Origin of the sequence: Enterobacter sp. SGAir0187 (assembly GCF_002952735.2) — a bacterium.
Lineage (GTDB): Bacteria > Pseudomonadota > Gammaproteobacteria > Enterobacterales > Enterobacteriaceae > Enterobacter > Enterobacter quasiroggenkampii.
Window position 1 is genome coordinate 3,183,707 of record NZ_CP025034.2, and the last position, 22,001, is coordinate 3,205,707.

Here is a 22,001-nt window from a genome sequence, read left to right on the forward strand (position 1 = left end):
TTTCTAATGGTAGAAATAAATACGCGGCTTTCAGAAATAAAGCATGTCAGCTTAGGGTATATGAAAATGTGATCGCGATCGCTCCCGAACCGGTAATCCTTGATTCTGTGCATTAGCGCCCAGTGCCTTGTGCATATGCAAAAATTTTTATCCAAATGTACCGCAATGCTTGAGCATTACAACAATGTGTGGTCGTGGATTGCGTCTTATACTGAATGACGTTTTTATCACGCCAGAATACGTCAGAATAATAAATATCATGCTGGCGCGGTGTCTGAATAAATAAAATGATGCTGAAAAAGGCTGCGGAATAAAAAAGGTAAATACGATGAGTAACGATATCTTCCCGAATAAATTTAAAGCGGCTCTCGCGGCGCACCAGATTCAGATTGGCTGCTGGTCCGCGCTGGCAAATCCCATCAGTACCGAAGTGCTGGGACTGGCCGGTTTCGACTGGCTGGTGCTGGACGGCGAACATGCGCCGAACGATATCAGCACCTTTATTCCGCAGCTGATGGCGCTTAAAGGCAGCCACAGCGCTCCGGTGGTGCGTGTCCCCACCAACGAACCGGTGATTATCAAGCGTCTGCTGGATATCGGCTTCTATAACTTTTTGATCCCGTTTGTAGAGACGGAAGAACAAGCGGCACTGGCCGTTGCGTCAACGCGCTATCCCCCGGAAGGGATCCGCGGCGTCTCCGTTTCGCACCGCGCCAATATGTTTGGCACCGTCCCGGACTATTTCGCGCAATCCAACAGCAACATCACCATTCTGGTTCAGATCGAGAGCCAGCAGGGCGTTGATAACGTCGACGCGATTGCCGCCACAAACGGCGTGGACGGTATCTTCGTCGGCCCAAGCGATCTGGCTGCCGCCTTTGGCCATCTGGGTAATGCCAGCCACCCTGACGTGCAGCGCGCGATCCAGCACATCTTTGCCCGCGCCAAAGCACACGGTAAACCGTGCGGCATTCTGGCGCCAGTTGAGGCTGACGCTCGCCGCTATCTGGAGTGGGGAGCCACGTTTGTTGCCGTCGGCAGCGACCTCGGCGTTTTCCGCTCGGCTACGCAGAAATTAGCGGACGCTTTTAAAAAATAACCATCATTGAGGAAACAGATTATGACGCTGAAAGTGGGTTTTATTGGCCTGGGGATCATGGGTAAACCAATGAGTAAGAACCTCATCAAAGCGGGTTACTCACTGGTGGTATCCGATCATAATCCGCAGGCCGTGGCTGAGGTAATGGCGGCGGGAGCAGAAACGGCCACCACCGCGAAAGCGATTGCCGAGCAGTGCGATGTCATCATCACCATGCTGCCAAACTCCCCGCATGTTAAAGAGGTTGCGCTGGGTGAAAACGGCATTATCGACGGCGCGAAGCCTGGCCTGGTGCTGATCGATATGAGCTCTATCGCACCGCTTGCGAGCCGTGAAATCAGCGAGGCGCTAAAAGCAAAGGGCGTCGATATGCTGGATGCGCCGGTCAGCGGCGGTGAGCCGAAAGCGATCGACGGCACGCTGTCGGTGATGGTCGGCGGTGATAAAGCCGTTTTCGATAAATTTTACGACCTGATGAAAGCGATGGCGGGCTCCGTGGTGCACACCGGGGAGATCGGGGCGGGTAATGTGACCAAGCTGGCAAACCAGGTGATTGTGGCGCTCAACATTGCCGCCATGTCTGAAGCGCTGACGCTGGCAACCAAAGCGGGCGTCAATCCGGACCTGGTCTACCAGGCCATTCGCGGTGGTCTGGCGGGCAGTACCGTGCTGGATGCCAAAGCGCCCATGGTCATGGATCGCAATTTCAAACCCGGTTTCCGCATCGACTTGCATATCAAAGATCTAGCCAACGCGCTGGATACCTCCCACGGCGTGGGCGCACAGCTGCCGCTGACCGCAGCGGTCATGGAGATGATGCAGGCGCTGCGTGCCGATGGCCTGGGCACGGCCGATCACAGCGCAATTGCATGCTACTACGAAAAACTGGCGAAGGTGGAAGTGGCGCGTTAATCACGGCTTACCCACAGCCGAGGGTGACAGCGGCGCGCAAACCCTCTATACTGCGCGCCGAAGCTGACCAGACAGTCGCCGCTTCGTCGTCGTCCCTTTCGGGGGAGACGGGCGGAGGGGAGGAAAGTCCGGGCTCCATAGGGCAGGGTGCCAGGTAACGCCTGGGGGGGAAACCCACGACCAGTGCAACAGAGAGCAAACCGCCGATGGCCCGCGCAAGCGGGATCAGGTAAGGGTGAAAGGGTGCGGTAAGAGCGCACCGCGCGGCTGGTAACAGTCCGTGGCACGGTAAACTCCACCCGGAGCAAGGCCAAATAGGGGTTCACATGGTACGGCCCGTACTGAACCCGGGTAGGCTGCTTGAGCCAGTGAGCGATTGCTGGCCTAGATGAATGACTGTCCAACGACAGAACCCGGCTTATCGGTCAGCTTCAACTTCTTCTATAACAATACGTTGGTGTGTCTCAGATTTTCTAAGGCAAAACTGTGATACAGACTGTGATACAAAAGAGACACACCAACGGCTGTTCTATCCCCAACATCCTAAAGCGTGGCAATCGCTACAGCGTTCATTTCAGACTACCTTCAGGCGGTTTTTTCGCGTGTCTCTGGGCTGCGATTCAGCCAGTAGAGCAAGATTTATATCTTTCCGTCTCCCTATGTTCATTTCATTTGTAAAATCGTCCCGGTTTGAGCCAGCCCTACTATTGGATATCGTGCAGAAAAGGAGGAAATTAGAACAAAAATACATTGATGATTATTTACTCAGCATTCAGACCGCCTTCTATGTCGCAGCAAAAAATCCCCTCAAAAGTGCGTAGTACTATGCGAAAGTCAGGTTCGCTAGCTGATGAAAAACGTAATTTGTTTGAGTACCTACGTCAACAAGTCGAAACATTGTCCATACAGCAAAAGCTTCAATATTTCACAATCCGAATGAAATAACAGAAAATATTTACCGAGTGAATTATTTAAAACAATGTTTCAATTTTGGTGATAAACCGCTTTCGCGTGCATGGGTGTTATTTGTACAATGTGTCCGAGAACAGAAAAATTCACAGCAAGCAGAGGGACTTATGCAACAGTACACCAACGAACTCACTTCATCGGTCATCGCATCTTTCGATGCTCCCCGTTATACCGACCAGCAACTATCAGAAATGAATGTGGAAGCCCGCAATCTCATTATTGAACAGCAAGAATATGCCCGACACCATCCAATCACAGCCATCTATCGTGCAGCGGTTGCCGGAAGTCTTACTCTTCGGGGTGGCGTTGTCGATGAACCTAATCCGGATCCGAGTCAGGGCATGAAAGTCCAACTCGATAATGGTCAATGGGTCAGCATGGTTACAGAAGGTGCAACCGTGACCTATCCAGACGGGACTAAGGCCACCATTATCACCAGCGCCGGACAGTTAAGCGAATGGGAAGGTAAAGGGATCGCGCTGGTTGGTAGTTTACTTGATAACGGAGATCAAATTCTCAGCACCCCTGATTATAGATTGATGTTCTCTTTCCGCGAGGGTGAATCAATGCCAGATGATTTCCTGACTGTTGCAAAGGTGGCGTAAATGGGGGGAATGCGTCCAAACGTTTTAGGTCGTGGAATGGCGTTGTTTGGTGATCAGACTACAACTGGCGCAAAACTCATCCCCTCACTTTCTTTCGGTAACATTCTGGGCCGTCGCCCGATTGTTCTGGGTGACAAGACCACAGCTTGCCCAAAATGCGGCAAAGAAGGAAAAGTTGTTGAAGGTGAGCCACACCGCACAATTCACCAGATCCCTGTTGCCGTGGACAAGTGCGTAGTTTTATGTGGCTGCCTCTCTGGATCTAACCGTATCATAGCCCCTTTGGGCTGGATAGGCCCAGGTGAATCCCCCTCTCAGGCAACAGCAAGGTATCTGGCAGAAGCGGCAACCGCAGCAGCCACTTTAGCTGCATCTCAACAGTCGCAGGTAGAACCAGAACAACACGCCCAAACAGCGAAAAAGAAAACAGGTATTGACGCAGGTTTTACCATTATTCCTTACGGCGGCACCACAGAAGCCTGGCAACGTCTGCTATTCACAGGCACCCCGCCAGCAGGAGCAAAGGAGCTATTCTCTACGCTGAACGGCCCGGATGAAAGATACAAAGCTGGTTCGATTATGCTGGTAGTTGACCCCGATAAGCAGGATGAAGAGCAAATCTCCCATATGCGGGCCGCGAAACAACGGATTGATGCAGCATTAGCGCCGCTCTCCATCCAGCAGGCTAACTTCCTTTTCAAATATAAAGATACCATTGAGATGTTTGCAGCTGCTGCGACTACTGCAAACGATGCTGTTGGAAAGGCAGGAAGAGCGACGGAAGCAGCGAAGGGATATTTCGAGAGAGTCGAAAAAATTCTCGTCGAGATCGAGAAGACATACAAAAACCAGTACATCACAAGCGGCACACTGATCGGTGAACAATTCTTCGTTGAACGCCGTCGCTTATTTGGTCAACTTGATAGCGTGCTGAAGATGTTCATGAAACATCGATTCATGTTCAACGAATACACCGATCTGAAAAGCGCCCTTGGCCTTTCCAGCCGTTCAATTACCCACCGCTGGAATGAAACTGGTGTTAGTGATATTGAAGGTTACGCAACCCATATCGAGAAGCTGGCGAAGTACGTTAAGTGGATGGAAACAGCCGGGAAGATCGGTATTGGTCTGTCTGCTTTGGATACCGCAGCGAAGATCATGGAAGCCTGCACCGTTGGCAGGGATTGCGCCAAAACCTCGTTTACTTCCATCGGTGAATTTTCAGGTGGCCTAGTAGGTGGAGCTGTGGGAGCTAGGATTATTGGCGCTGGCGCAGCAAATACTATTTGCGCTGTGGTTCTGGGGGCTGCAACCATAGAGGCAGGAGGAGCGGGAGCGCTGCTTTGCACGCTCAGTGTATCTGGCGGAATTGCATACGGAAGCGATAAAGCTTTTAGCTGGTCTGTCGGAAAAGCGAGCGAATCCATTGGGGAGGCCCTCGGTCTTTATGAGATTACCAGTGATGATTAGTATAAAAATGGTATCGGTTATAGCCACACTTACAGGATTGTTATTAGGTGTCTTGAGCATCGTCGTGTCCGTCTTAAACCGTAAACGGTTTAGCGAAATTTGCGTCCTGTACAAAAAAAAATATGGCAGCCTTCCTGATGCCGTCTTGCTGTTCGAAAACGTCAACACGCTTTACGTCAACATAGCCTATAGTACGAAAGTGCAGTTCATCTACATCCCTCTATTATGGAATCGCAGTTCAATCCTGACCAAAAACGATGACAAGGACTTCATCAGAGGACTTCCCAAACGGCTGATCGGACCTTTCTATGTCGAGATATATCTGGCTGTCGTCAGTCTAATCTTCTTTATCATTGGGGGGCTACTGATGGTAGCGATAGAGCGCGGTTGGGTGTAAAAGGCGCGTCCCTTAGCGGGCTTTACTCTATAACACTAAGTGCGATACAGTCTGCGACAAATGATAACCCCAGCGCCGCAGATGCCTGACGTATGGTTGAACGAACCCGGCTTATCGGTCAGCTTCAACTTCTTAGAGAACCCCGCTTCGGCGGGGTTTTTGCTTTCAGGGGGCTGTAGGCTGGGTAAGCGCAGCGCCACCCGGCACCAGACAAACGACATCAATTCTCATATTTGCGACATTAAGCACATTTCACTGTTTTTATCCCTTCAGTATCGCTCCTGTGTCTGCGGACGATCGTCATCACAAAATTTCACGCTAAAAAACTCGCGATTTTCAGTATTGATAATTTGTTATGATTGTTATCTTAATGATCGCGAAACTTTTCTCGTTTGATATGCATACATTGAAATCAAATACATTTCTCCTGTGAATATGTGACGTATTCCACTCTTTTCCGCCAGCCTGAAAATTCGCGTCGGAAAAATTTGATAAATTGAAAGAATGTTTCAAACAAATAGCGGTTATTTATTGGTCTTTAATTGCCTAAAATATCGCCTTTATTGATTTTTTCCGGATGGTAAAATTTATCCGGGTTATCGCCATAAAATAAATTTATTACCGCTATTTTTGTTGATCAATATCAGCGTAATAGCATATTTGTCTCTGTTTATTACTTTGATAAATAAGCGTTTTTATGGTTTTTCGTTGTGCGTGATAAAGGGCCTGGAAAGCAAATTGTGAGTAACAGCACATACCCCTTTAAACATTATTGAGTAGAATTCACCCCGTCATAGGGAAATAAGTGCAGAATATTATGAACACTATTATTCTACCGAAAACACAGCACCTCGTGGTATTTCAGGAAGTCATTAAAAGTGGCTCCATAGGTTCTGCAGCAAGGCAGCTGGGCCTGACGCAACCCGCCGTCAGCAAAATTATCAGCGATATTGAGTCCTACTTCGGCGTGGAAGTGATGGTACGTAAAAATACGGGCGTAAAACTGACGGCTGCAGGCCAGGTTCTGCTCTCGTACTCAGAGTCGATCACCCGCGAAATGAAAAACATGGTGAGCGAAATCAATAGTCTCAGTTTTAGCACCGTTATGGATGTCTCCTTTGGCTACCCGTCACTGATCGGCTTTACCTTCCTGTCCGGGATGATCAAAAAATTTAAGGAAGTGTTCCCGAAAGCGCGCGTCTCAATGTATGAAGCCCAGCTCTCCTCTTTCCTCCCGGCCATTCGCGACGGTCGTCTGGATTTTGCCATCGGTACGCTGAGCGACGAAATGCTGCTGCAGGATCTGCACGTCGAACCGCTGTTTGAGTCCGAGTTTGTGCTGGTCGCCAGCAAAACGCGAACGTGCACCGGCCCGACGACACTGGCATCGCTCACGCACGAGCAGTGGGTGATGCCGCAAACCGATATGGGCTACTACAAAGAACTCCTGACTACCCTGCAAGACAACCACATCAGCATCGAAAACATCGTCCAGACCGATTCGGTCGTCACCATTTATAACCTTGTCCTGAACGCCGATTATCTGACGGTGATTCCCCGCGACATGATCGCCCCATTCGGTTCGGATCAATTTATTGTGCTGCCTGTGGAAGATGAATTACCCGTGGCGCGTTATGCCGCCGTGTGGTCTAAAAATTACAGAATTAAAAAATCGGCGTCCGTATTAGTTGAGCTTGCAAAACAATATTCGTCGATGAATGTCGAAAGACGACGATAAATAATAAGTTTCTGTTTTAAAAATACCCAGAGCGTAACGCAATAGCGCTCTGATACCCTGACTTTGCCTGAAAAGAATGAATTATTATAACGAGGATATTATGCATATTACTTACGAACTCCCGGTAACCATTGAAGATATTCAGGATGCCAGAAAACGACTGGCAGGAAAAATATATAAAACCGGTATGCCACGTTCGAATTATCTCAGCGAACGTTGTAAGGGCGAAATATTCCTGAAGTTTGAGAACATGCAGCGTACCGGCTCGTTCAAAATTCGCGGCGCGTTTAATAAATTAAGCTCGCTGACCGATGCTGAAAAACGCAAAGGCGTGGTCGCCTGCTCAGCGGGAAACCACGCGCAGGGGGTTTCCCTTTCCTGCGCCATGCTCGGCATCGATGGCAAAGTGGTGATGCCAATGGGCGCACCAAAATCCAAGGTGGCCGCGACGCGCGACTACTCGGCGGATGTGGTGCTGCACGGTGAGAACTTTAACGACACCATCGCCAAAGTCAGCGAAATCGTCGAGATGGAAGGGCGCATTTTTATCCCGCCTTACGATGACGCCAAAGTGATTGCCGGTCAGGGCACCATCGGCCTGGAAATTCTCGAAGATTTATACGACGTGGATAACGTCATTGTCCCCATTGGCGGCGGCGGTTTAATTGCCGGTATTGCAACGGCGATTAAATCCATCAACCCGACCATTAATATTATCGGCGTACAGTCTGAAAACGTGCACGGAATGGCAGCCTCCTGGCAGGCAGGAGAAATAACCAACCATCGCATCACCGGCACGTTAGCCGACGGCTGCGACGTCTCTCGCCCCGGCAAATTAACCTTCGAAATCGTTCGTGAACTGGTCGATGACATTGTGCTGGTGAGCGAAGACGATATTCGCAACAGCATGATTGCCCTTATTCAGCGAAATAAAGTGGTGACGGAAGGCGCTGGCGCACTGGCCTGCGCGGCGTTATTAAGCGGCAAACTGGACCACTATATTCAGGGCCGCAAAACCGTCTGCATTATTTCCGGCGGTAATATCGATCTCTCCCGTGTTTCCCAAATTACCGGCTTCGTTGACGCATAAAGGTGACCTATGAGCAACACAGAAAGCATTATCGTTGGCCAGACAAAAACGTCCTCCTGGCGTAAGTCTGATACCACCTGGACGCTTGGCCTGTTTGGTACCGCCATTGGCGCAGGCGTGCTGTTCTTCCCCATTCGCGCAGGCTTTGGCGGATTAATCCCTATCCTGCTGATGCTGGTTCTCGCGTTCCCGATTGCGTTTTACTGCCACCGCGCGCTGGCGCGCCTCTGCCTGTCCGGCAGCAACGTCTCCGGCAACATCACCGAAACGGTGGAAGAGCATTTCGGTAAAACCGGCGGGGTGGTGATCACGTTCCTCTACTTCTTTGCCATTTGCCCGCTGTTGTGGATTTACGGCGTCACCATTACTAACACCTTCATGACCTTCTGGGAAAACCAGCTCCAGCTGCCTGCGCTGAACCGCGGCGTGGTGGCGCTTTTCCTGCTGCTGCTGATGGCTTTTGTTATCTGGTTCGGTAAGGACCTGATGGTGAAGGTGATGAGCTTCCTGGTATTCCCGTTTATTGCCAGTCTGGTGCTGATTTCGCTGTCGCTGATCCCTTACTGGAACTCCGCAGTGATCGACCAGGTCAACCTGAGCGATATCGCCTTCACCGGCCATGACGGCATCCTGGTCACGGTGTGGCTGGGGATCTCCATCATGGTCTTCTCCTTTAACTTCTCGCCTATCGTCTCCTCGTTTGTGGTTTCCAAGCGCGAAGAGTACGAGCCGGAGTTCGGTAAAGAATTCACCGAGCAGAAATGTTCCAAAATCATCGGTCGCGCCAGCATGCTGATGGTCGCCGTGGTGATGTTCTTCGCGTTTAGCTGCCTGTTTACGCTCTCTCCGCAGAACATGGCGGACGCCAAAGCGCAGAACATTCCGGTGCTCTCTTATCTGGCGAACCACTTTGCCTCCATGTCCGGCACTAAATCGACGTTCGCGACGGTACTGGAATATGGCGCTTCCATTATTGCCCTGGTCGCTATCTTCAAATCCTTCTTTGGCCACTACCTGGGCACGCTGGAAGGGCTGAATGGCCTGATCCTGAAGTTCGGCTACAAAGGCGATAAGAAGAAAGTCTCCGTTGGCAAACTGAATACCATCAGCATGGTCTTCATCATGGGCTCCACCTGGGTTGTGGCCTACGCCAACCCGAACATTCTGGACCTTATTGAAGCCATGGGCGCGCCAATCATCGCCTCTCTGCTGTGCCTGCTGCCGATGTACGCCATCCGCAAAGCGCCAGCCATGGCGAAATATAAGGGCAAACCCGAGAACATCTTCGTCACGGTTGTGGGCCTGCTGACCATTCTGAATATCGTTTACAAACTGTTCTAAACCATTGCTCAGGAAGAGCGGAGTCACATGATGATTGAGTTTCCGGTTGTACTGGTAATTAACTGCGGTTCGTCCTCTGTTAAGTTTTCGGTGCTCGATGCCAGCAGCTGCGACGCCCTGATGACGGGCATTGCAGACGGCATCAACACTGAAAAGGCCTTTATTTCCGTGAACGGGGGTGAGCCAGCCAGACTGGCTCACCAGGACTACGAAGGGGCGCTGGCTGCCATCGCCCTGGAGCTGGAGAAGCGTGACCTGATGAGCAGCGTGGCCTTAATTGGCCACCGCATTGCGCACGGCGGCGACCTCTTCAGCGAGTCGACCCTGATTACGGAAGAGGTGATTGAGCAGATCCGCCAGGTCTCTCCGCTGGCGCCGCTGCATAACTACGCCAACCTGAGCGGCGTGGAAGCCGCAGAGCGTCTGTTCCCGGGCGTGCAGCAGGTCGCGGTATTTGATACCAGCTTCCACCAGACGCTGCCGCCGCAGGCGTATCTGTACGGTTTGCCGTACCGCTATTTTGAAGCGCTGGGCGTGCGCCGCTACGGCTTCCACGGCACCTCTCACCGCTATGTGGCCGCGCAGGCACATTCGCTTCTCGGGCTGTCCCCCGATGACAGCGGCCTGGTGATCGCCCATCTCGGCAACGGGGCGTCCATCTGCGCGGTGCGCAACGGCCAAAGCGTGGATACTTCCATGGGAATGACCCCCCTGGAAGGACTGATGATGGGCACGCGCTGCGGCGACGTGGACTTCGGCGCGATGGCGTGGATTGCCCAGCAGACCGGGCAGTCGTTCGAGGATCTGGAGCGCGTGGTCAATAAAGAGTCCGGGTTGCTGGGGATCTCCGGCATCTCTTCAGACCTGCGCGCGCTGGAGAAAGCCTGGCATGCTGGCAACGAGCGGGCTGTGCTTGCGATCCAGACCTTCGTTCACCGCATTGCGCGACACATTGCCGGGCACGCGGCGTCGCTGCACCGCCTGGATGCAGTGGTCTTTACCGGCGGCATCGGCGAAAACTCAACGTTGATTCGCGCACTGGTGGCTGAACGCCTGAAGGTGTTTGGCGTCATCCTCGACGACGCCAAAAATGCCCTGCCAGGCAGCGCGGGTGAGCGCGTCATCAGCACCGATTCGTCCCGCGTGGCCTGCGCGGTGATCCCTACCAACGAAGAAAAAATGATCGCGCTGGACGCCCTCCGTCTTGGAAAGGTTACCCCGGCTGCGGCTTACGCCTGATAAAGCGAGAATCACATGAACGTAACAATCGATACGGGCGTCGCCCCCTACAGCGACGCATGGGCCGGGTTTCGCGGTGAAGAATGGAAAAACGCCGTCAACGTGCGCGATTTTATTCAGCATAACTACACCCCTTATGAAGGCGATGAAGCTTTCCTCGCGCAGGCGACGCCAGCAACGACGGCGCTGTGGCAGAAGGTGATGGTCGGCATTCGCCAGGAGAATGCCACCCACGCCCCGGTGGATTTTGACACCAACATTGCCACCACCATTACGGCCCACGGGCCGGGCTACATCGACCAGGATCTGGAGACGATCGTCGGCCTGCAAACCGACAAGCCGCTCAAGCGCGCCCTGCATCCGTACGGCGGGATCAACATGATCCGCAGCTCGTTTGAGGCCTACGGGCGGGAGATGGATCCGCAGTTTGAATATCTCTTTACCGAGCTGCGCAAAACCCACAACCAGGGGGTGTTTGACGTCTATTCGCCGGAGATGATGCGCTGCCGCAAATCCGGCGTGCTGACCGGGTTGCCAGACGGCTACGGGCGCGGGCGCATCATCGGCGATTACCGCCGCGTAGCGCTCTACGGCATCCGCTATCTGGTACGCGAGCGTGAACTTCAGTTCGCCGATCTGCAGGGCAGGCTGGAGCGCGGCGAAGATCTGGAGGCGACGATCCGCCTGCGTGAAGAGCTGGCGGAGCACAAGCGCGCGCTGCTGCAGATCCAGCAGATGGCGGCGAACTATGGCTTTGATATCTCACGCCCGGCGATGAATGCCCAGGAAGCGGTGCAGTGGCTCTATTTTGCCTACCTGGCGGCGGTGAAATCCCAGAACGGCGGAGCCATGTCGCTGGGGCGCACGGCCTCGTTCCTCGATATCTACATCGAACGCGACATGCAGGCGGGACGCCTGAATGAGGTGCAGGCGCAGGAGCTGATCGACCACTTCATCATGAAGATCCGCATGGTGCGCTTCCTGCGCACGCCGGAGTTCGACACGCTCTTCTCCGGCGATCCGATCTGGGCCACGGAAGTGATCGGCGGCATGGGGCTGGACGGACGCACGCTGGTGACCAAGAACAGCTTCCGCTATCTGCACACGCTGCACACCATGGGGCCTGCGCCAGAGCCGAACCTGACGATCCTCTGGTCTGAGCAACTGCCGATCGCGTTCAAGAAATACGCCGCGCAGGTGTCGATTGTCACCTCTTCGCTGCAGTATGAGAACGACGATCTGATGCGTGCGGACTTCAACAGCGACGACTACGCCATTGCCTGCTGCGTCAGCCCGATGGTGATCGGCAAGCAGATGCAGTTCTTTGGCGCGCGCGCCAACCTCGCCAAAACGCTGCTGTACGCGATCAACGGTGGGGTGGACGAGAAGCTGAAGATCCAGGTCGGCCCGAAAACCGAGCCGCTGCTGGACGACGTGCTGGATTACGACACCGTAATGGCGAGCCTCGATCACTTTATGGACTGGCTGGCGGTGCAGTACATCAGCGCGCTGAATCTCATTCACTACATGCATGATAAGTACAGCTACGAAGCCTCGCTGATGGCGCTACACGACCGGGACGTTTACCGTACCATGGCCTGCGGCATTGCCGGGCTATCGGTAGCGGCGGATTCCCTGTCCGCCATCAAATACGCCACGGTGAAGCCGGTGCGCGACCATACCGGTCTGGCGGTCGATTTCGTGATAGAAGGGGACTATCCGCAGTACGGCAACAACGACGATCGCGTGGACAGCATCGCCTGCGATCTGGTGGAGCGCTTTATGAAGAAAATTCAGGCGCTGCCAACCTATCGCAATGCGGTACCGACCCAGTCGATCCTGACCATCACCTCCAACGTGGTTTACGGGCAGAAAACCGGGAACACGCCGGACGGACGCCGCGGCGGCACGCCGTTTGCCCCGGGCGCGAACCCAATGCACGGCCGCGACAGAAAAGGGGCGGTGGCCTCGTTAACGTCGGTCGCCAAGCTGCCGTTCACCTATGCCAAAGATGGCATCTCCTACACCTTCTCCATCGTGCCGCAGGCGCTGGGCAAAGACGAGCTGGTGCGCAAAACCAACCTGGTGGGGCTGCTGGACGGGTACTTCCATCATGAAGCGTCTATCGAGGGCGGGCAGCACCTGAACGTCAACGTCATGAACCGGGAAATGCTGCTGGATGCGATTGCCCATCCAGAGAATTACCCGAACCTGACGATCCGCGTTTCAGGTTATGCGGTGCGGTTTAATGCGCTTACGCGCGAGCAGCAGCAGGATGTGATTTCGCGAACGTTTACCCAATCTATCTAAAAGTGAGTTCTCATGCCCCCTCAACGCAGGGGGCATTTTTTTGCCCGCTAAACATACAAAATTGTTTATATAATTACTCACACATATTCATCCGCTCTTGAAAAACAATACGCCTGCTTTCCCCTATAACAGAATGTAAGGACAGTAAGATGATGAAAATGACCCGTATTGCGTTGGCCGCCGCCGCGCTGGCCGTGTGCAGTTTTATGGCACAGGCCGCTAACGTTGAGGCTGCTCCATCTCCCTCGCAGGACCCGCTGGTTCAGCACCTGAAGCTCAGCAATGAGCAGGTTAAGAAGATTGAAGATCTGCATAAGCAACTGGAACAAAATGTCAGCAAGATCCCAATGACGGGCGTGAAGGACGGCGCGCTGATCGACATGTTCCAGGCGGGTAAATGGGACGAAAGCACGGTGAAAAGCCAGCTTAGTGCATTCAGCAAAATTGAAGAGCAGACCCGCTATTACCGCGTGAAATATTACTTCGACGTCAGCCAGGTGTTAACGCCGGAACAGCGCAAACAGATTAGAACGGATATGGCTAACGCGCTGGCTGAGTAATCCTGAAATCATTCATTAGAAATGAGACCTCACAGAATCGCTTGAAATAGATTCTGTGAGGAATGATCCTGACTTTCATGCTGATGCCCGTTCATTCCATGCATCTGAGAATTGAATGTTCCCGTCGCAATAGGTCCAGGTCGCTTTTTCGTAGCGCAATTGAATAGATTCAAGGTGGCCAGTACCAGGACAGGGACGAGTATCGTTAACAATTGGGGAGATAGAGACAACTTTCACACTGTCCAGCTCAGTTTTAAAATATTCTACCTCCAGACCTGCATCATTAATTCGGTAATATCTAATCTCAACTTTCTTAAGGTTTTGTCCTGTCGCTACCGCCTTATAAAGATAGGGAGATGAGCTATCAATTTCCTTCTCGAAAAGAAAAGGAGCGTGTTTCCTCGTCCCGGTTAATCTTCCGGAGAGTGGATCGGTTGGAATACTCACATTATGGGTTAAACCTCTAATTTCAACACTCCCTTCACGATCCTGAACATCACATGAACCTTTAATGAGTGAGCCACCATCGTCATAGAACCAAATGTGAACAGGTACGGCCATTATAAATACTCCTTCTAAATATCAATCGTGTATCCATTTACCTGCTTTAACCGCTTCGGCAAACATTCTTACCGTCAATGGCTTTGATATTTGCTTCACCGGTTCTTTAGTTAACCATTTCCTGAAAAACCAGGTTTGAGTCCAGGGGAAATAATTTTCAGTGTTGACGTCGATAAGGTACTCTTTTTCAAATCTCTCAATAGCATATACAACATCATCCAGATCGGTGTAATCCTGTAGAACATCATCCATCTCAAGTGGGATTCGCTTGCCGGTAAATGTTCCTTGTTCTGGTAAAATATCTCTGAAGAATTTCAAAACATCAGTTTCACTAGTCATATTCACCAAATCCGATCTTTAGGATGAGCAATTGTATTATAGCGTGAGAGCGTTTTGTAACTTATCATTGCAACATCTGCAGTAAGTATGGTTATTCCTAATGCCGGTATCCATCTACCGATGAATGCACCTAAATTTTTGGTATACATTGGTTTTCGGTATCTGAAGCTTGCAAGTGTAATTGTAGGTAGTCGGTGCGGTAGCTGTACATTCAGTAGATCTCGCAGGTATTTAGATGCTACAGATGTGCCTATTGTAGCCGTTTCTGGCTTTGTTCTGGTTTCAAGTATCGGTAAACCAAGAACCATAGTGGCCATCATTACGACATCCTTTAATCCGCCGAACTGTTCATCAGTGGCATCCAGAAAAATCCAAAAAAATAACTCGGATGCGGAGATGTTACATACACCTTTATAAAAGTATGTCCCATTGAGTTCTTCAACGGTGTCCATAGTAACCGTAATCATCCGGTGGTTTGTTGAAATATCATCCTATAAAAAAGAAAAGGCGGAGAGTAGGGCTTTCATCTTTATAAATTCTGAAATATTCTCGTTTTAATGATGATATGATTTTTTTGAGCTGCATCACTTTTGGAAAATGTAATCTGTTTTCTATGGTTTAATAGAATTTCTTACTCTTAATGCGGAAAATCCTCATAAAAGTTGTGACTTTTTTCTCCCTCACTCCGGTTAAGATTTTCTCACACCAATAACAAGCACCTGCTGCCATCTGAATCGCAATCGCTGGCGATCGGAACCCTATAAAAACAACTGTTTACCCTACAAAATAAGCGAGTGCCCCATGGATACGGCAACAAACAGCAGTGTCATTGTGAATGATTCCCCCGCGGCAAGGCGGGCGGGAATGAGTGAAAGCGAGTGGCGAGAGGCGATTAAATTCGACAGCACCGACACGGGGTGGGTCATCATGAGTATCGGGATGGCTATAGGCGCGGGGATAGTTTTTCTCCCCGTGCAGGTCGGATTAATGGGTCTGTGGGTATTTTTGCTCTCCTCCATTATTGGTTATCCCGCCATGTATTTATTCCAGCGGTTGTTTATTAACACGCTGGCGGAATCCCCGGAATGTAAAGACTACCCGAGCGTGATTAGCGGGTATTTGGGTAAAAACTGGGGCATTTTATTAGGTGCGCTCTATTTCGTGATGCTGGTGATCTGGATGTTTGTCTATTCCACGGCCATTACCAACGACAGCGCCTCGTATTTGCACACCTTCGGCGTGACCGACGGTTTGCTCTCGGAAAATCCGTTCTACGGTTTATTTCTGATTTGCATTCTTGTCGCGATTTCTTCACGCGGTGAAAAGCTGCTGTTTAAAGTTTCAAGCCTGATGGTGCTTACCAAGCTGTTTGTCGTTGCGGCGCTGGGGCTGTCAATGATTGGCCTCTGGCATTTAGCCAACGTGGGCATGCTGCCGCCGCTGGGGCTGCTGATTAAAAACGCCATCATTACGCTGCCCTTTACCTTAACCTCCATTCTCTTTATTCAGACCCTGAGCCCGATGGTGATCTCGTACCGTTCACGTGAAAAATCGGTGGAGGTGGCGCGTCATAAGGCACTGCGGGCGATGAACATTGCCTTTGGCATCCTGTTTGTGACGGTCTTCTTCTACGCCGTCTCCTTCACCCTGGCGATGGGGCACGATGAGGCGGTCAAAGCCTACGAACAGAATATCTCTGCTCTGGCGATTGCGGCGCAGTTTATCAGCGGCGACGGCGCGGGCTGGGTCAAAATCGTCAGCGTGATCCTCAATATCTTCGCTGTGATGACTGCGTTCTTCGGCGTCTATCTCGGCTTTCGCGAGGCGACGCAGGGTATCGTCATGAACATCCTGCGCCGCAAAATGCCGGCAGAAAGAATCAATGAAAACGTCGTCCAGCGCGGGATTATGCTGTTCGCCATTCTGCTGGCCTGGAGCGCGATCGTGTTAAACGCGCCGGTACTGAGCTTCACCTCCATTTGCAGCCCCATCTTCGGCATGGTGGGCTGTCTGATCCCGGCATGGCTGGTCTACAAGGTACCGGCGCTGCATAAATATAAAGGCGTATCGCTGGTGATAATCATCATCACCGGACTGCTGCTTTGTGTTTCTCCTTTCCTCGCATTCTCCTGAGGGTCATTAAGGTCGTAACGATGTCTGAGCATACTCATCCTTTATGGAATCAATTTATTCGCGCGGTGCAGGAAGAAGTGAAGCCTGCCCTTGGGTGTACCGAACCCGTCTCTCTGGCACTGGCCTGTGCGATTGCCGCAGACTTTCTGCCGGGGGAGGTCACACGGATTGAGGCGTGGGTCTCGCCGAACCTGATGAAAAACGGACTGGGCGTGACGGTGCCGGGTACCGGCATGGTCGGGTTACCGATTGCGGCGGCGCTGGGCGCGATTGGCGGTAATGCGCACGCAGGACTGGAGGTGTTGAAAGATGCCACAGCCGATGCACTGGTCCGCGCCAAAGCCCTGCTTGAGGCAGGGCAAGTGCAGGTAAAACTGCAGGATCCCTGTGATGAGATCCTCTATTCTCGCGCCTGCGTTTATGCCGGGGATATCTCGGCGATGGTGACCATCGCGGGCGGGCATACCCGGGTGGTGGAAGTGGTTTGCCAGGGGGAAACGCGCTTTACGCTGGATAAGCCAGTAGCCGAGACAGGTGACGATCCGCTGGCGGTACTGTCGCACGCTACGCTGTCGCAGATCCTGGAATTTGTCGAGCAGGTGCCGTTTGAGGCCATCCGCTTCATCCTGGAAGCAGGACAACTGAACGATGCGCTCTCTCGCGAAGGGCTCCGTGGGAAGTGGGGGCTGCATATTGGCGCAACGCTTGATAAGCAGCGCTCGCGCGGATGGCTGGCGCAGGATCTGGGTTCAGACATTGTTATTCGCACCAGCGCCGCCTCGGATGCCAGGATGGGCGGCGCGACGCTGCCAGCGATGAGCAATTCGGGCTCTGGTAACCAGGGGATCACCGCCACCATGCCCGTCGTTGTTGTGGCTGAGCATCTTCAGGCCGGTGACGAACGGCTGGCGCGGGCGCTGATGCTGTCGCATCTGTCGGCGATCTATATCCATTATCAGCTTCCACGCCTGTCCGCACTGTGTGCGGCGACAACGGCGGCGATGGGCGCTGCGGCGGGAATGGCGTGGCTGATGGGTGGCAGTTACCAGACCATCGCGATGGCGATCGGCAGTATGATCGGCGACGTCAGCGGGATGATTTGCGACGGCGCGTCAAACAGCTGCGCCATGAAGGTCTCTACCAGCGTCAGTAGCGCCTGGAAAGCGGTGATGATGGCGCTGGATGAGTCGGGCGTGACGGGCAACGAGGGGATTGTCGCGCACGATGTGGAGCAGTCGATCGCGAACCTGTGCGCGCTGGCGTGCCGCTCGATGCAGGAAACGGACCGGCAGATTATTGAGATTATGGCGAGTAAGGTGTCGTGATTTAATCCCACCCGTTACCCCTCACCCTAACCCTCTCCCACTGGGAGAGGGAACCGATCGAGCGAGGGAGCGTGTTTATCTTAAACCGGCAAATCAATCAGCAGCGCGCGCAGTGGCGTATCCGCCACCAGGGTGATATTCGCTTCATCACGAATAAACGCCCCGTCGCCGCAGGTGAGGGCTTCTTTCTCTTCCGTGTGCGTCACCGCATGCACCGTACCGTGAATAGACTGCAGATAGGCGCGCGGACCATGAAGCTGGAAGCTTGCCTGTTCACCTTTCTTCAGCTCGATATGATGCAGCCACACCTGCTGACGCAGCTGCAGGCTCCCTTTGCTGCCATCAGGGGATGCAATCAGCTGCTGCTTATCGCCCGTTAAATCTAACTTCTGCACCAGCGGATTTTCCCGCTCAGGGCAGGCGTCGAGCCACAGCTGCATGCGGGTCAGCGTTTTGTCTTTGCTGAGGTTATGCTCGCTGTAGCTGATACCCGGCTGCGTGGAAATTAACAACGCTTCGCCAGCCTTTGCCTGGACATGATTGCCCTCGCTATCGCGGTATTCTGCCTCGCCTTCCAGGATCAGGTTCAGGATATCGACTTTCGGGTACGTACGCGGCTGGAAGGAGGCACCCGGGGCGAGCACTTCCTGGTTCAACACGCGCAGTGAAGCGTAACCGAGGAGTTTAGGGTCAAAGTAGTGTCCAAAGGAAAAGGTGTAGCGGGCCTGCAGCCAACCGAAATCGGCTTGTCCGCACTGTTTAGCTGTTCTTGTCGTAATCATAAACTTGACCTCTCTTTACACTAAAACAATGGTAAAGGTATGGACGCTTCATTGTTAGCCAGATATTCTGCCTGGTATGTTCAAATTTCCTGAATGAGAACGAGATGGCTAAAGAGAGAGCATTGACGCTTGAGGCGCTTCGCGTCATGGACGCGATTGACCGGCGCGGCAGTTTTGCGGCGGCGGCCGATGAACTGGGGCGCGTTCCGTCTGCGCTGAGCTACACCATGCAGAAGCTGGAAGAAGAGCTGGACGTGGTGCTTTTTGACCGCTCCGGTCATCGAACAAAATTCACCAACGTGGGCCGAATGCTGCTGGAGCGCGGCCGCGTGCTGCTGGAAGCGGCGGATAAGCTGACGACCGACGCCGAAGCGCTGGCGCGCGGCTGGGAAACGCATCTGACGTTAGTTACTGAAGCGCTGGTGCCGACCGAAGCGCTGTTCCCGCTGGTGGATCGCCTGGCGGCGAAGGCCAATACGCAGCTGTCCATCATCACCGAGGTGCTGGCAGGGGCGTGGGAGCGTCTGGAGACGGGCAGGGCAGATATCGTTATTGCACCGGACATGCACTTCCGCTCATCGTCAGAAATCAACTCGCGCAAGCTCTACAGCGTCATGAACGTCTACGTTGCCGCCCCCAACCACCCGATTCACCAGGAGCCGGAGCCGCTCTCTGAAGTCACACGCGTGAAGTATCGCGGCGTGGCGGTCGCGGATACCGCACGCGAGCGTCCGGTGCTGACGGTTCAGCTGCTGGATAAACAGCCTCGTCTGACGGTGACCTCGCTGGAAGACAAACGGCAGGCGCTGCTGGCCGGTCTGGGCGTGGCGACGATGCCGTACCCGTTTGTGGAAAAAGATATTGCAGAAGGGCGACTGCGGGTCGTGAGCCCGGAGTACACCAGCGAAGTGGATATCATTATGGCGTGGCGTCGCGACAGCATGGGCGAAGCCAAATCGTGGTGCCTGCGTGAAATTCCAAAGCTGTTTGCGCATCACAACAAATAAACGAGCATGCCCGGTAAGCGTAAGCGCCACCGGGCAGTAATTTACGCGCCGATCTTAGGATCCGGACCAAAGCGGTTTTCGCCCGGCGTCCCGCTCTGACAGTTGAAAATTAAAATCACGATCCAGCCGACAAGCGGGATTAACAGCAACAGCAGCCACCACGCCGATCGATCGGTGTCGTGGAGACGACGAAACAGCACGGCCCATGAAGGCAGCAAAACCAGCAAGCCATAAATCGTAGTAAGTACGCCTTCACCACCGGCGCGCTCCCAGCCAAGAATTTTATCCACGATGCCCAGCACCATAATCAGGATGAAGTTCACCAGAACGAACATCCAGTACTCTTTGCGGCGGGCGCGGCCACCAAATCCAATGTAGTTGCGCAGTACTTTTAAATACCAGTCCATTTTCCTTGCCTCTTAATCAGTCAATCACTTGTTTTCTAAGCGATCGAGGTAAGGATAGATGTATGCTGTGAATTAAAAAAGGGAATCAATTGATTCCCTAAATAATTATCCAAAACGCACGTCGCGCCCGTGCGGTTCATCCAGGTCCTGCCACGGGCCGATGGAGATAATGCCCGTCGGGTTGATGGTCTTGTGGCTGCGGAAATAGTGGGTGCGAATATGGTCGAAGTCGACCGTTTCCGCGATACCCGGCATCTGGTAGATATCGCGCAGGAAACCATACAGGTTCAGGTAGTCGCTGATGCGATGTTTATCGCACTTAAAGTGGGTGACATAGACCGGATCAAAGCGGACCAGCGTGGTCCACAGGCGAATGTCTGCTTCCGTCAGGCGATCGCCCGTCAGGTAGCGATGCTGGCCCAGGATCTGTTCCAGGCGTTCCAGCGATTCAAACACCTTCCCAACTGCTTCGTCATACGCTTCCTGGCTGGTGGCGAAACCGGCCTTATAGACACCATTGTTGACGTTGTCGTAAATCCAGCTGTTCAGCTCATCAATCTTATCGCGCAATTCAACCGGGTAGTAATCCCCGGCGCGGGCGCCGTGGGCATCAAATGCGGTATTGAACATGCGGATGATTTCCGCAGACTCATTGCTGACAATCGTCTGGTTTTTCTTGTCCCACAGCACCGGCACGGTCACGCGACCGGTGTAATGCGGATCGGCGCGCAGATAGAGCTGGTAAAGGAAATCGTGGTGATAGAGTTCGTCGCCGGTTGCTGCAGGGAAATCACTGTCAAACGTCCAGCCGTTTTCCAGCATCAACGGGTTAACGACTGAAACCGGAATGAGGGATTCGAGACCTTTCAGCTTGCGCACGATCAGCGTGCGGTGGGCCCACGGGCAGGCGAGGGAAACATAAAGATGATAACGATCTTTCTCAGCCGCGAAGCCACCTTCGCCGCTTGGGCCAGGCGCACCGTCGGCGGTCAGCCAGTTACGGAAGGCCGAAACAGAGCGCTTAAAGCGACCGCCGGTGGATTTGGTGTCATACCAGACATCCTGCCAGACGCCGTCTACGAGTTGTCCCATTTTTTCTCCTCCGTCAGATAGCAAAAGCGAGGAGATGTCTCCTCGCTTTGTGTTTATTCAGTATAGCGTGCTTACCATTTCTTATTCAGAACGCGGTCGATGCTGTATGCGCCCGGGCCAGTAACGGCCAGCAGCAGGAAGCCACCCGCGATGGTCAGGTTTTTCATGAACATCAGAGAGTTCACGCCTTCCGCAAAGTTGCTGTGGAAGATGAACGCCGTCAGCACGGTGAAGCCTGCAGTAAACAGCGCGGTGGTGCGGGTCAGGAAGCCGAACAGGACTGCCAGGCCGCCGCCGAACTCAAGAAGAATGGTCAGTGGCAACAGGAACCCCGGAACGCCCATGGCTTCCATATACTGCTGGGTGCCTGCATAACCGGTGATTTTTCCCCAACCTGCCACGATAAACAGAATTGGCATCAGAATACGCGCGACCAGTACACCAACATCTTCTAATTTTTTCATTTTACTCTCCAGGAAACCACATCAGCGGCTGAACGTTATTTGTCTGCAATTCCGGGTAGATACCGCGTCGTTGCTGTCGATGGAGAGCATCATAAACGTGACGGTGGGCGATTGTTAGCAAGGAAAACTGTCAATCTTTTTCAAAGATATTGAGTAAAGGA

21 protein-coding genes and 1 other RNA gene are annotated in these 22,001 nt (G+C 52.9%); 15 read left to right on the forward strand and 7 right to left on the reverse strand.

Going from position 1 to position 22,001, the window contains the following annotated elements:
- Nucleotides 1-328: 328 nt before the first annotated feature.
- From garL to CWR52_RS15400, 12 genes are all read left to right on the forward strand, one after another.
- The gene (gene garL, locus CWR52_RS15340; protein WP_032650347.1) at nt 329-1,099 is read left to right on the forward strand and encodes a 2-dehydro-3-deoxyglucarate aldolase; all 771 of its coding nucleotides are present in this window, start codon (nt 329-331) and stop codon (nt 1,097-1,099) included.
- A gap of 21 nt (nt 1,100-1,120) precedes the next feature.
- Complete coding sequence (gene garR, locus CWR52_RS15345; protein WP_069719922.1) at nt 1,121-2,011, forward strand: 2-hydroxy-3-oxopropionate reductase; 891 nt, start codon at nt 1,121-1,123, stop codon at nt 2,009-2,011.
- A gap of 59 nt (nt 2,012-2,070) precedes the next feature.
- An RNA gene (gene rnpB / locus CWR52_RS15350) (RNase P RNA component class A) lies at nt 2,071-2,448 on the forward strand.
- 525 nt (nt 2,449-2,973) lie between these two features.
- Complete coding sequence (locus CWR52_RS23315; protein ID WP_193745667.1) at nt 2,974-3,585, forward strand: hypothetical protein; 612 nt, start codon at nt 2,974-2,976, stop codon at nt 3,583-3,585.
- Between the two features lie 36 nt (nt 3,586-3,621).
- Nucleotides 3,622-5,055 carry a PAAR domain-containing protein gene (locus tag CWR52_RS15365; protein WP_252152198.1) on the forward strand — a complete coding sequence of 478 codons (1,434 nt, stop codon included), beginning with the start codon at nt 3,622-3,624 and terminating at the stop codon, nt 5,053-5,055.
- On the forward strand, nt 5,033-5,452 hold the full coding sequence (locus CWR52_RS15370; RefSeq protein WP_252152159.1) for a hypothetical protein: 420 nt from the start codon (nt 5,033-5,035) through the stop codon (nt 5,450-5,452). Before CWR52_RS15365 ends, CWR52_RS15370 begins: the two co-directional genes overlap by 23 nt.
- 817 nt (nt 5,453-6,269) lie before the next feature.
- Entirely contained in the window at nt 6,270-7,190 is a 921-nt protein-coding gene (gene tdcA / locus CWR52_RS15375; RefSeq protein ID WP_045910073.1) for a transcriptional regulator TdcA, read from the forward strand.
- Nucleotides 7,191-7,290: 100 nt separating this feature from the next.
- Entirely contained in the window at nt 7,291-8,280 is a 990-nt protein-coding gene (tdcB, locus tag CWR52_RS15380; protein ID WP_104950929.1) for a bifunctional threonine ammonia-lyase/L-serine ammonia-lyase TdcB, read from the forward strand.
- Between the two features lie 9 nt (nt 8,281-8,289).
- A complete protein-coding gene (gene tdcC, locus CWR52_RS15385) occupies nt 8,290-9,621 on the forward strand; it encodes a threonine/serine transporter TdcC (RefSeq protein ID WP_008501506.1) in 1,332 nt (443 codons plus the stop codon).
- A gap of 30 nt (nt 9,622-9,651) precedes the next feature.
- On the forward strand, nt 9,652-10,860 hold the full coding sequence (tdcD, locus tag CWR52_RS15390) for a propionate kinase (protein ID WP_104950930.1): 1,209 nt from the start codon (nt 9,652-9,654) through the stop codon (nt 10,858-10,860).
- A gap of 15 nt (nt 10,861-10,875) precedes the next feature.
- Nucleotides 10,876-13,170 (forward strand): formate C-acetyltransferase, encoded by a 2,295-nt coding sequence (gene pflB, locus CWR52_RS15395; RefSeq protein WP_104950035.1) that lies wholly within the window; start codon nt 10,876-10,878, stop codon nt 13,168-13,170.
- A 149-nt stretch (nt 13,171-13,319) separates the two neighbouring features.
- Nucleotides 13,320-13,730, forward strand: a complete 411-nt coding sequence (locus CWR52_RS15400) for a Spy/CpxP family protein refolding chaperone (RefSeq protein WP_104950036.1) — start codon at nt 13,320-13,322, stop codon at nt 13,728-13,730.
- A 75-nt stretch (nt 13,731-13,805) separates the two neighbouring features.
- Here CWR52_RS15400 and CWR52_RS15405 read toward each other — a convergent pair whose 3' ends face one another.
- The 3 genes from CWR52_RS15405 to CWR52_RS15415 are packed head-to-tail and all read right to left on the reverse strand — an operon-like array spanning nt 13,806 to nt 15,082.
- Nucleotides 13,806-14,291 (reverse strand): Hcp family type VI secretion system effector, encoded by a 486-nt coding sequence (locus tag CWR52_RS15405; RefSeq protein ID WP_104950037.1) that lies wholly within the window; start codon nt 14,289-14,291, stop codon nt 13,806-13,808.
- 21 nt (nt 14,292-14,312) lie between these two features.
- On the reverse strand, nt 14,313-14,630 hold the full coding sequence (locus CWR52_RS15410; protein WP_104950038.1) for a DUF1493 family protein: 318 nt from the start codon (nt 14,628-14,630) through the stop codon (nt 14,313-14,315).
- Between the two features lie 2 nt (nt 14,631-14,632).
- Nucleotides 14,633-15,082, reverse strand: coding sequence for an STM2901 family protein (locus CWR52_RS15415; protein ID WP_104950039.1), 450 nt, complete (start codon nt 15,080-15,082; stop codon nt 14,633-14,635).
- 349 nt (nt 15,083-15,431) lie between these two features.
- On the opposite strand from CWR52_RS15415, the gene CWR52_RS15420 reads away from it, so the two are divergent.
- Nucleotides 15,432-16,763, forward strand: coding sequence for an amino acid permease (locus CWR52_RS15420; RefSeq protein WP_104950040.1), 1,332 nt, complete (start codon nt 15,432-15,434; stop codon nt 16,761-16,763).
- 20 nt (nt 16,764-16,783) lie between these two features.
- Nucleotides 16,784-18,088, forward strand: coding sequence for a serine dehydratase subunit alpha family protein (locus CWR52_RS15425; RefSeq protein WP_104950041.1), 1,305 nt, complete (start codon nt 16,784-16,786; stop codon nt 18,086-18,088).
- Between the two features lie 80 nt (nt 18,089-18,168).
- Here CWR52_RS15425 and CWR52_RS15430 read toward each other — a convergent pair whose 3' ends face one another.
- Nucleotides 18,169-18,870: a pirin family protein gene (locus CWR52_RS15430; protein WP_023309295.1), complete on the reverse strand. Its 702-nt coding sequence runs from the start codon at nt 18,868-18,870 to the stop codon at nt 18,169-18,171.
- Between the two features lie 104 nt (nt 18,871-18,974).
- On the opposite strand from CWR52_RS15430, the gene yhaJ reads away from it, so the two are divergent.
- On the forward strand, nt 18,975-19,877 hold the full coding sequence (yhaJ, locus tag CWR52_RS15435) for a DNA-binding transcriptional regulator YhaJ (protein WP_008503135.1): 903 nt from the start codon (nt 18,975-18,977) through the stop codon (nt 19,875-19,877).
- A gap of 41 nt (nt 19,878-19,918) precedes the next feature.
- On the opposite strand, the gene CWR52_RS15440 is transcribed toward yhaJ, so the two are convergent.
- From CWR52_RS15440 to CWR52_RS15450, 3 genes are all read right to left on the reverse strand, one after another.
- Entirely contained in the window at nt 19,919-20,284 is a 366-nt protein-coding gene (locus CWR52_RS15440) for a DUF805 domain-containing protein (protein WP_104950042.1), read from the reverse strand.
- Between the two features lie 105 nt (nt 20,285-20,389).
- Entirely contained in the window at nt 20,390-21,376 is a 987-nt protein-coding gene (locus CWR52_RS15445) for a glutathione S-transferase family protein (RefSeq protein ID WP_104950043.1), read from the reverse strand.
- A 71-nt stretch (nt 21,377-21,447) separates the two neighbouring features.
- Nucleotides 21,448-21,840 carry a DoxX family protein gene (locus CWR52_RS15450; RefSeq protein WP_023309292.1) on the reverse strand — a complete coding sequence of 131 codons (393 nt, stop codon included), beginning with the start codon at nt 21,838-21,840 and terminating at the stop codon, nt 21,448-21,450.
- Between the last annotated feature and the right edge of the window lie 161 nt (nt 21,841-22,001).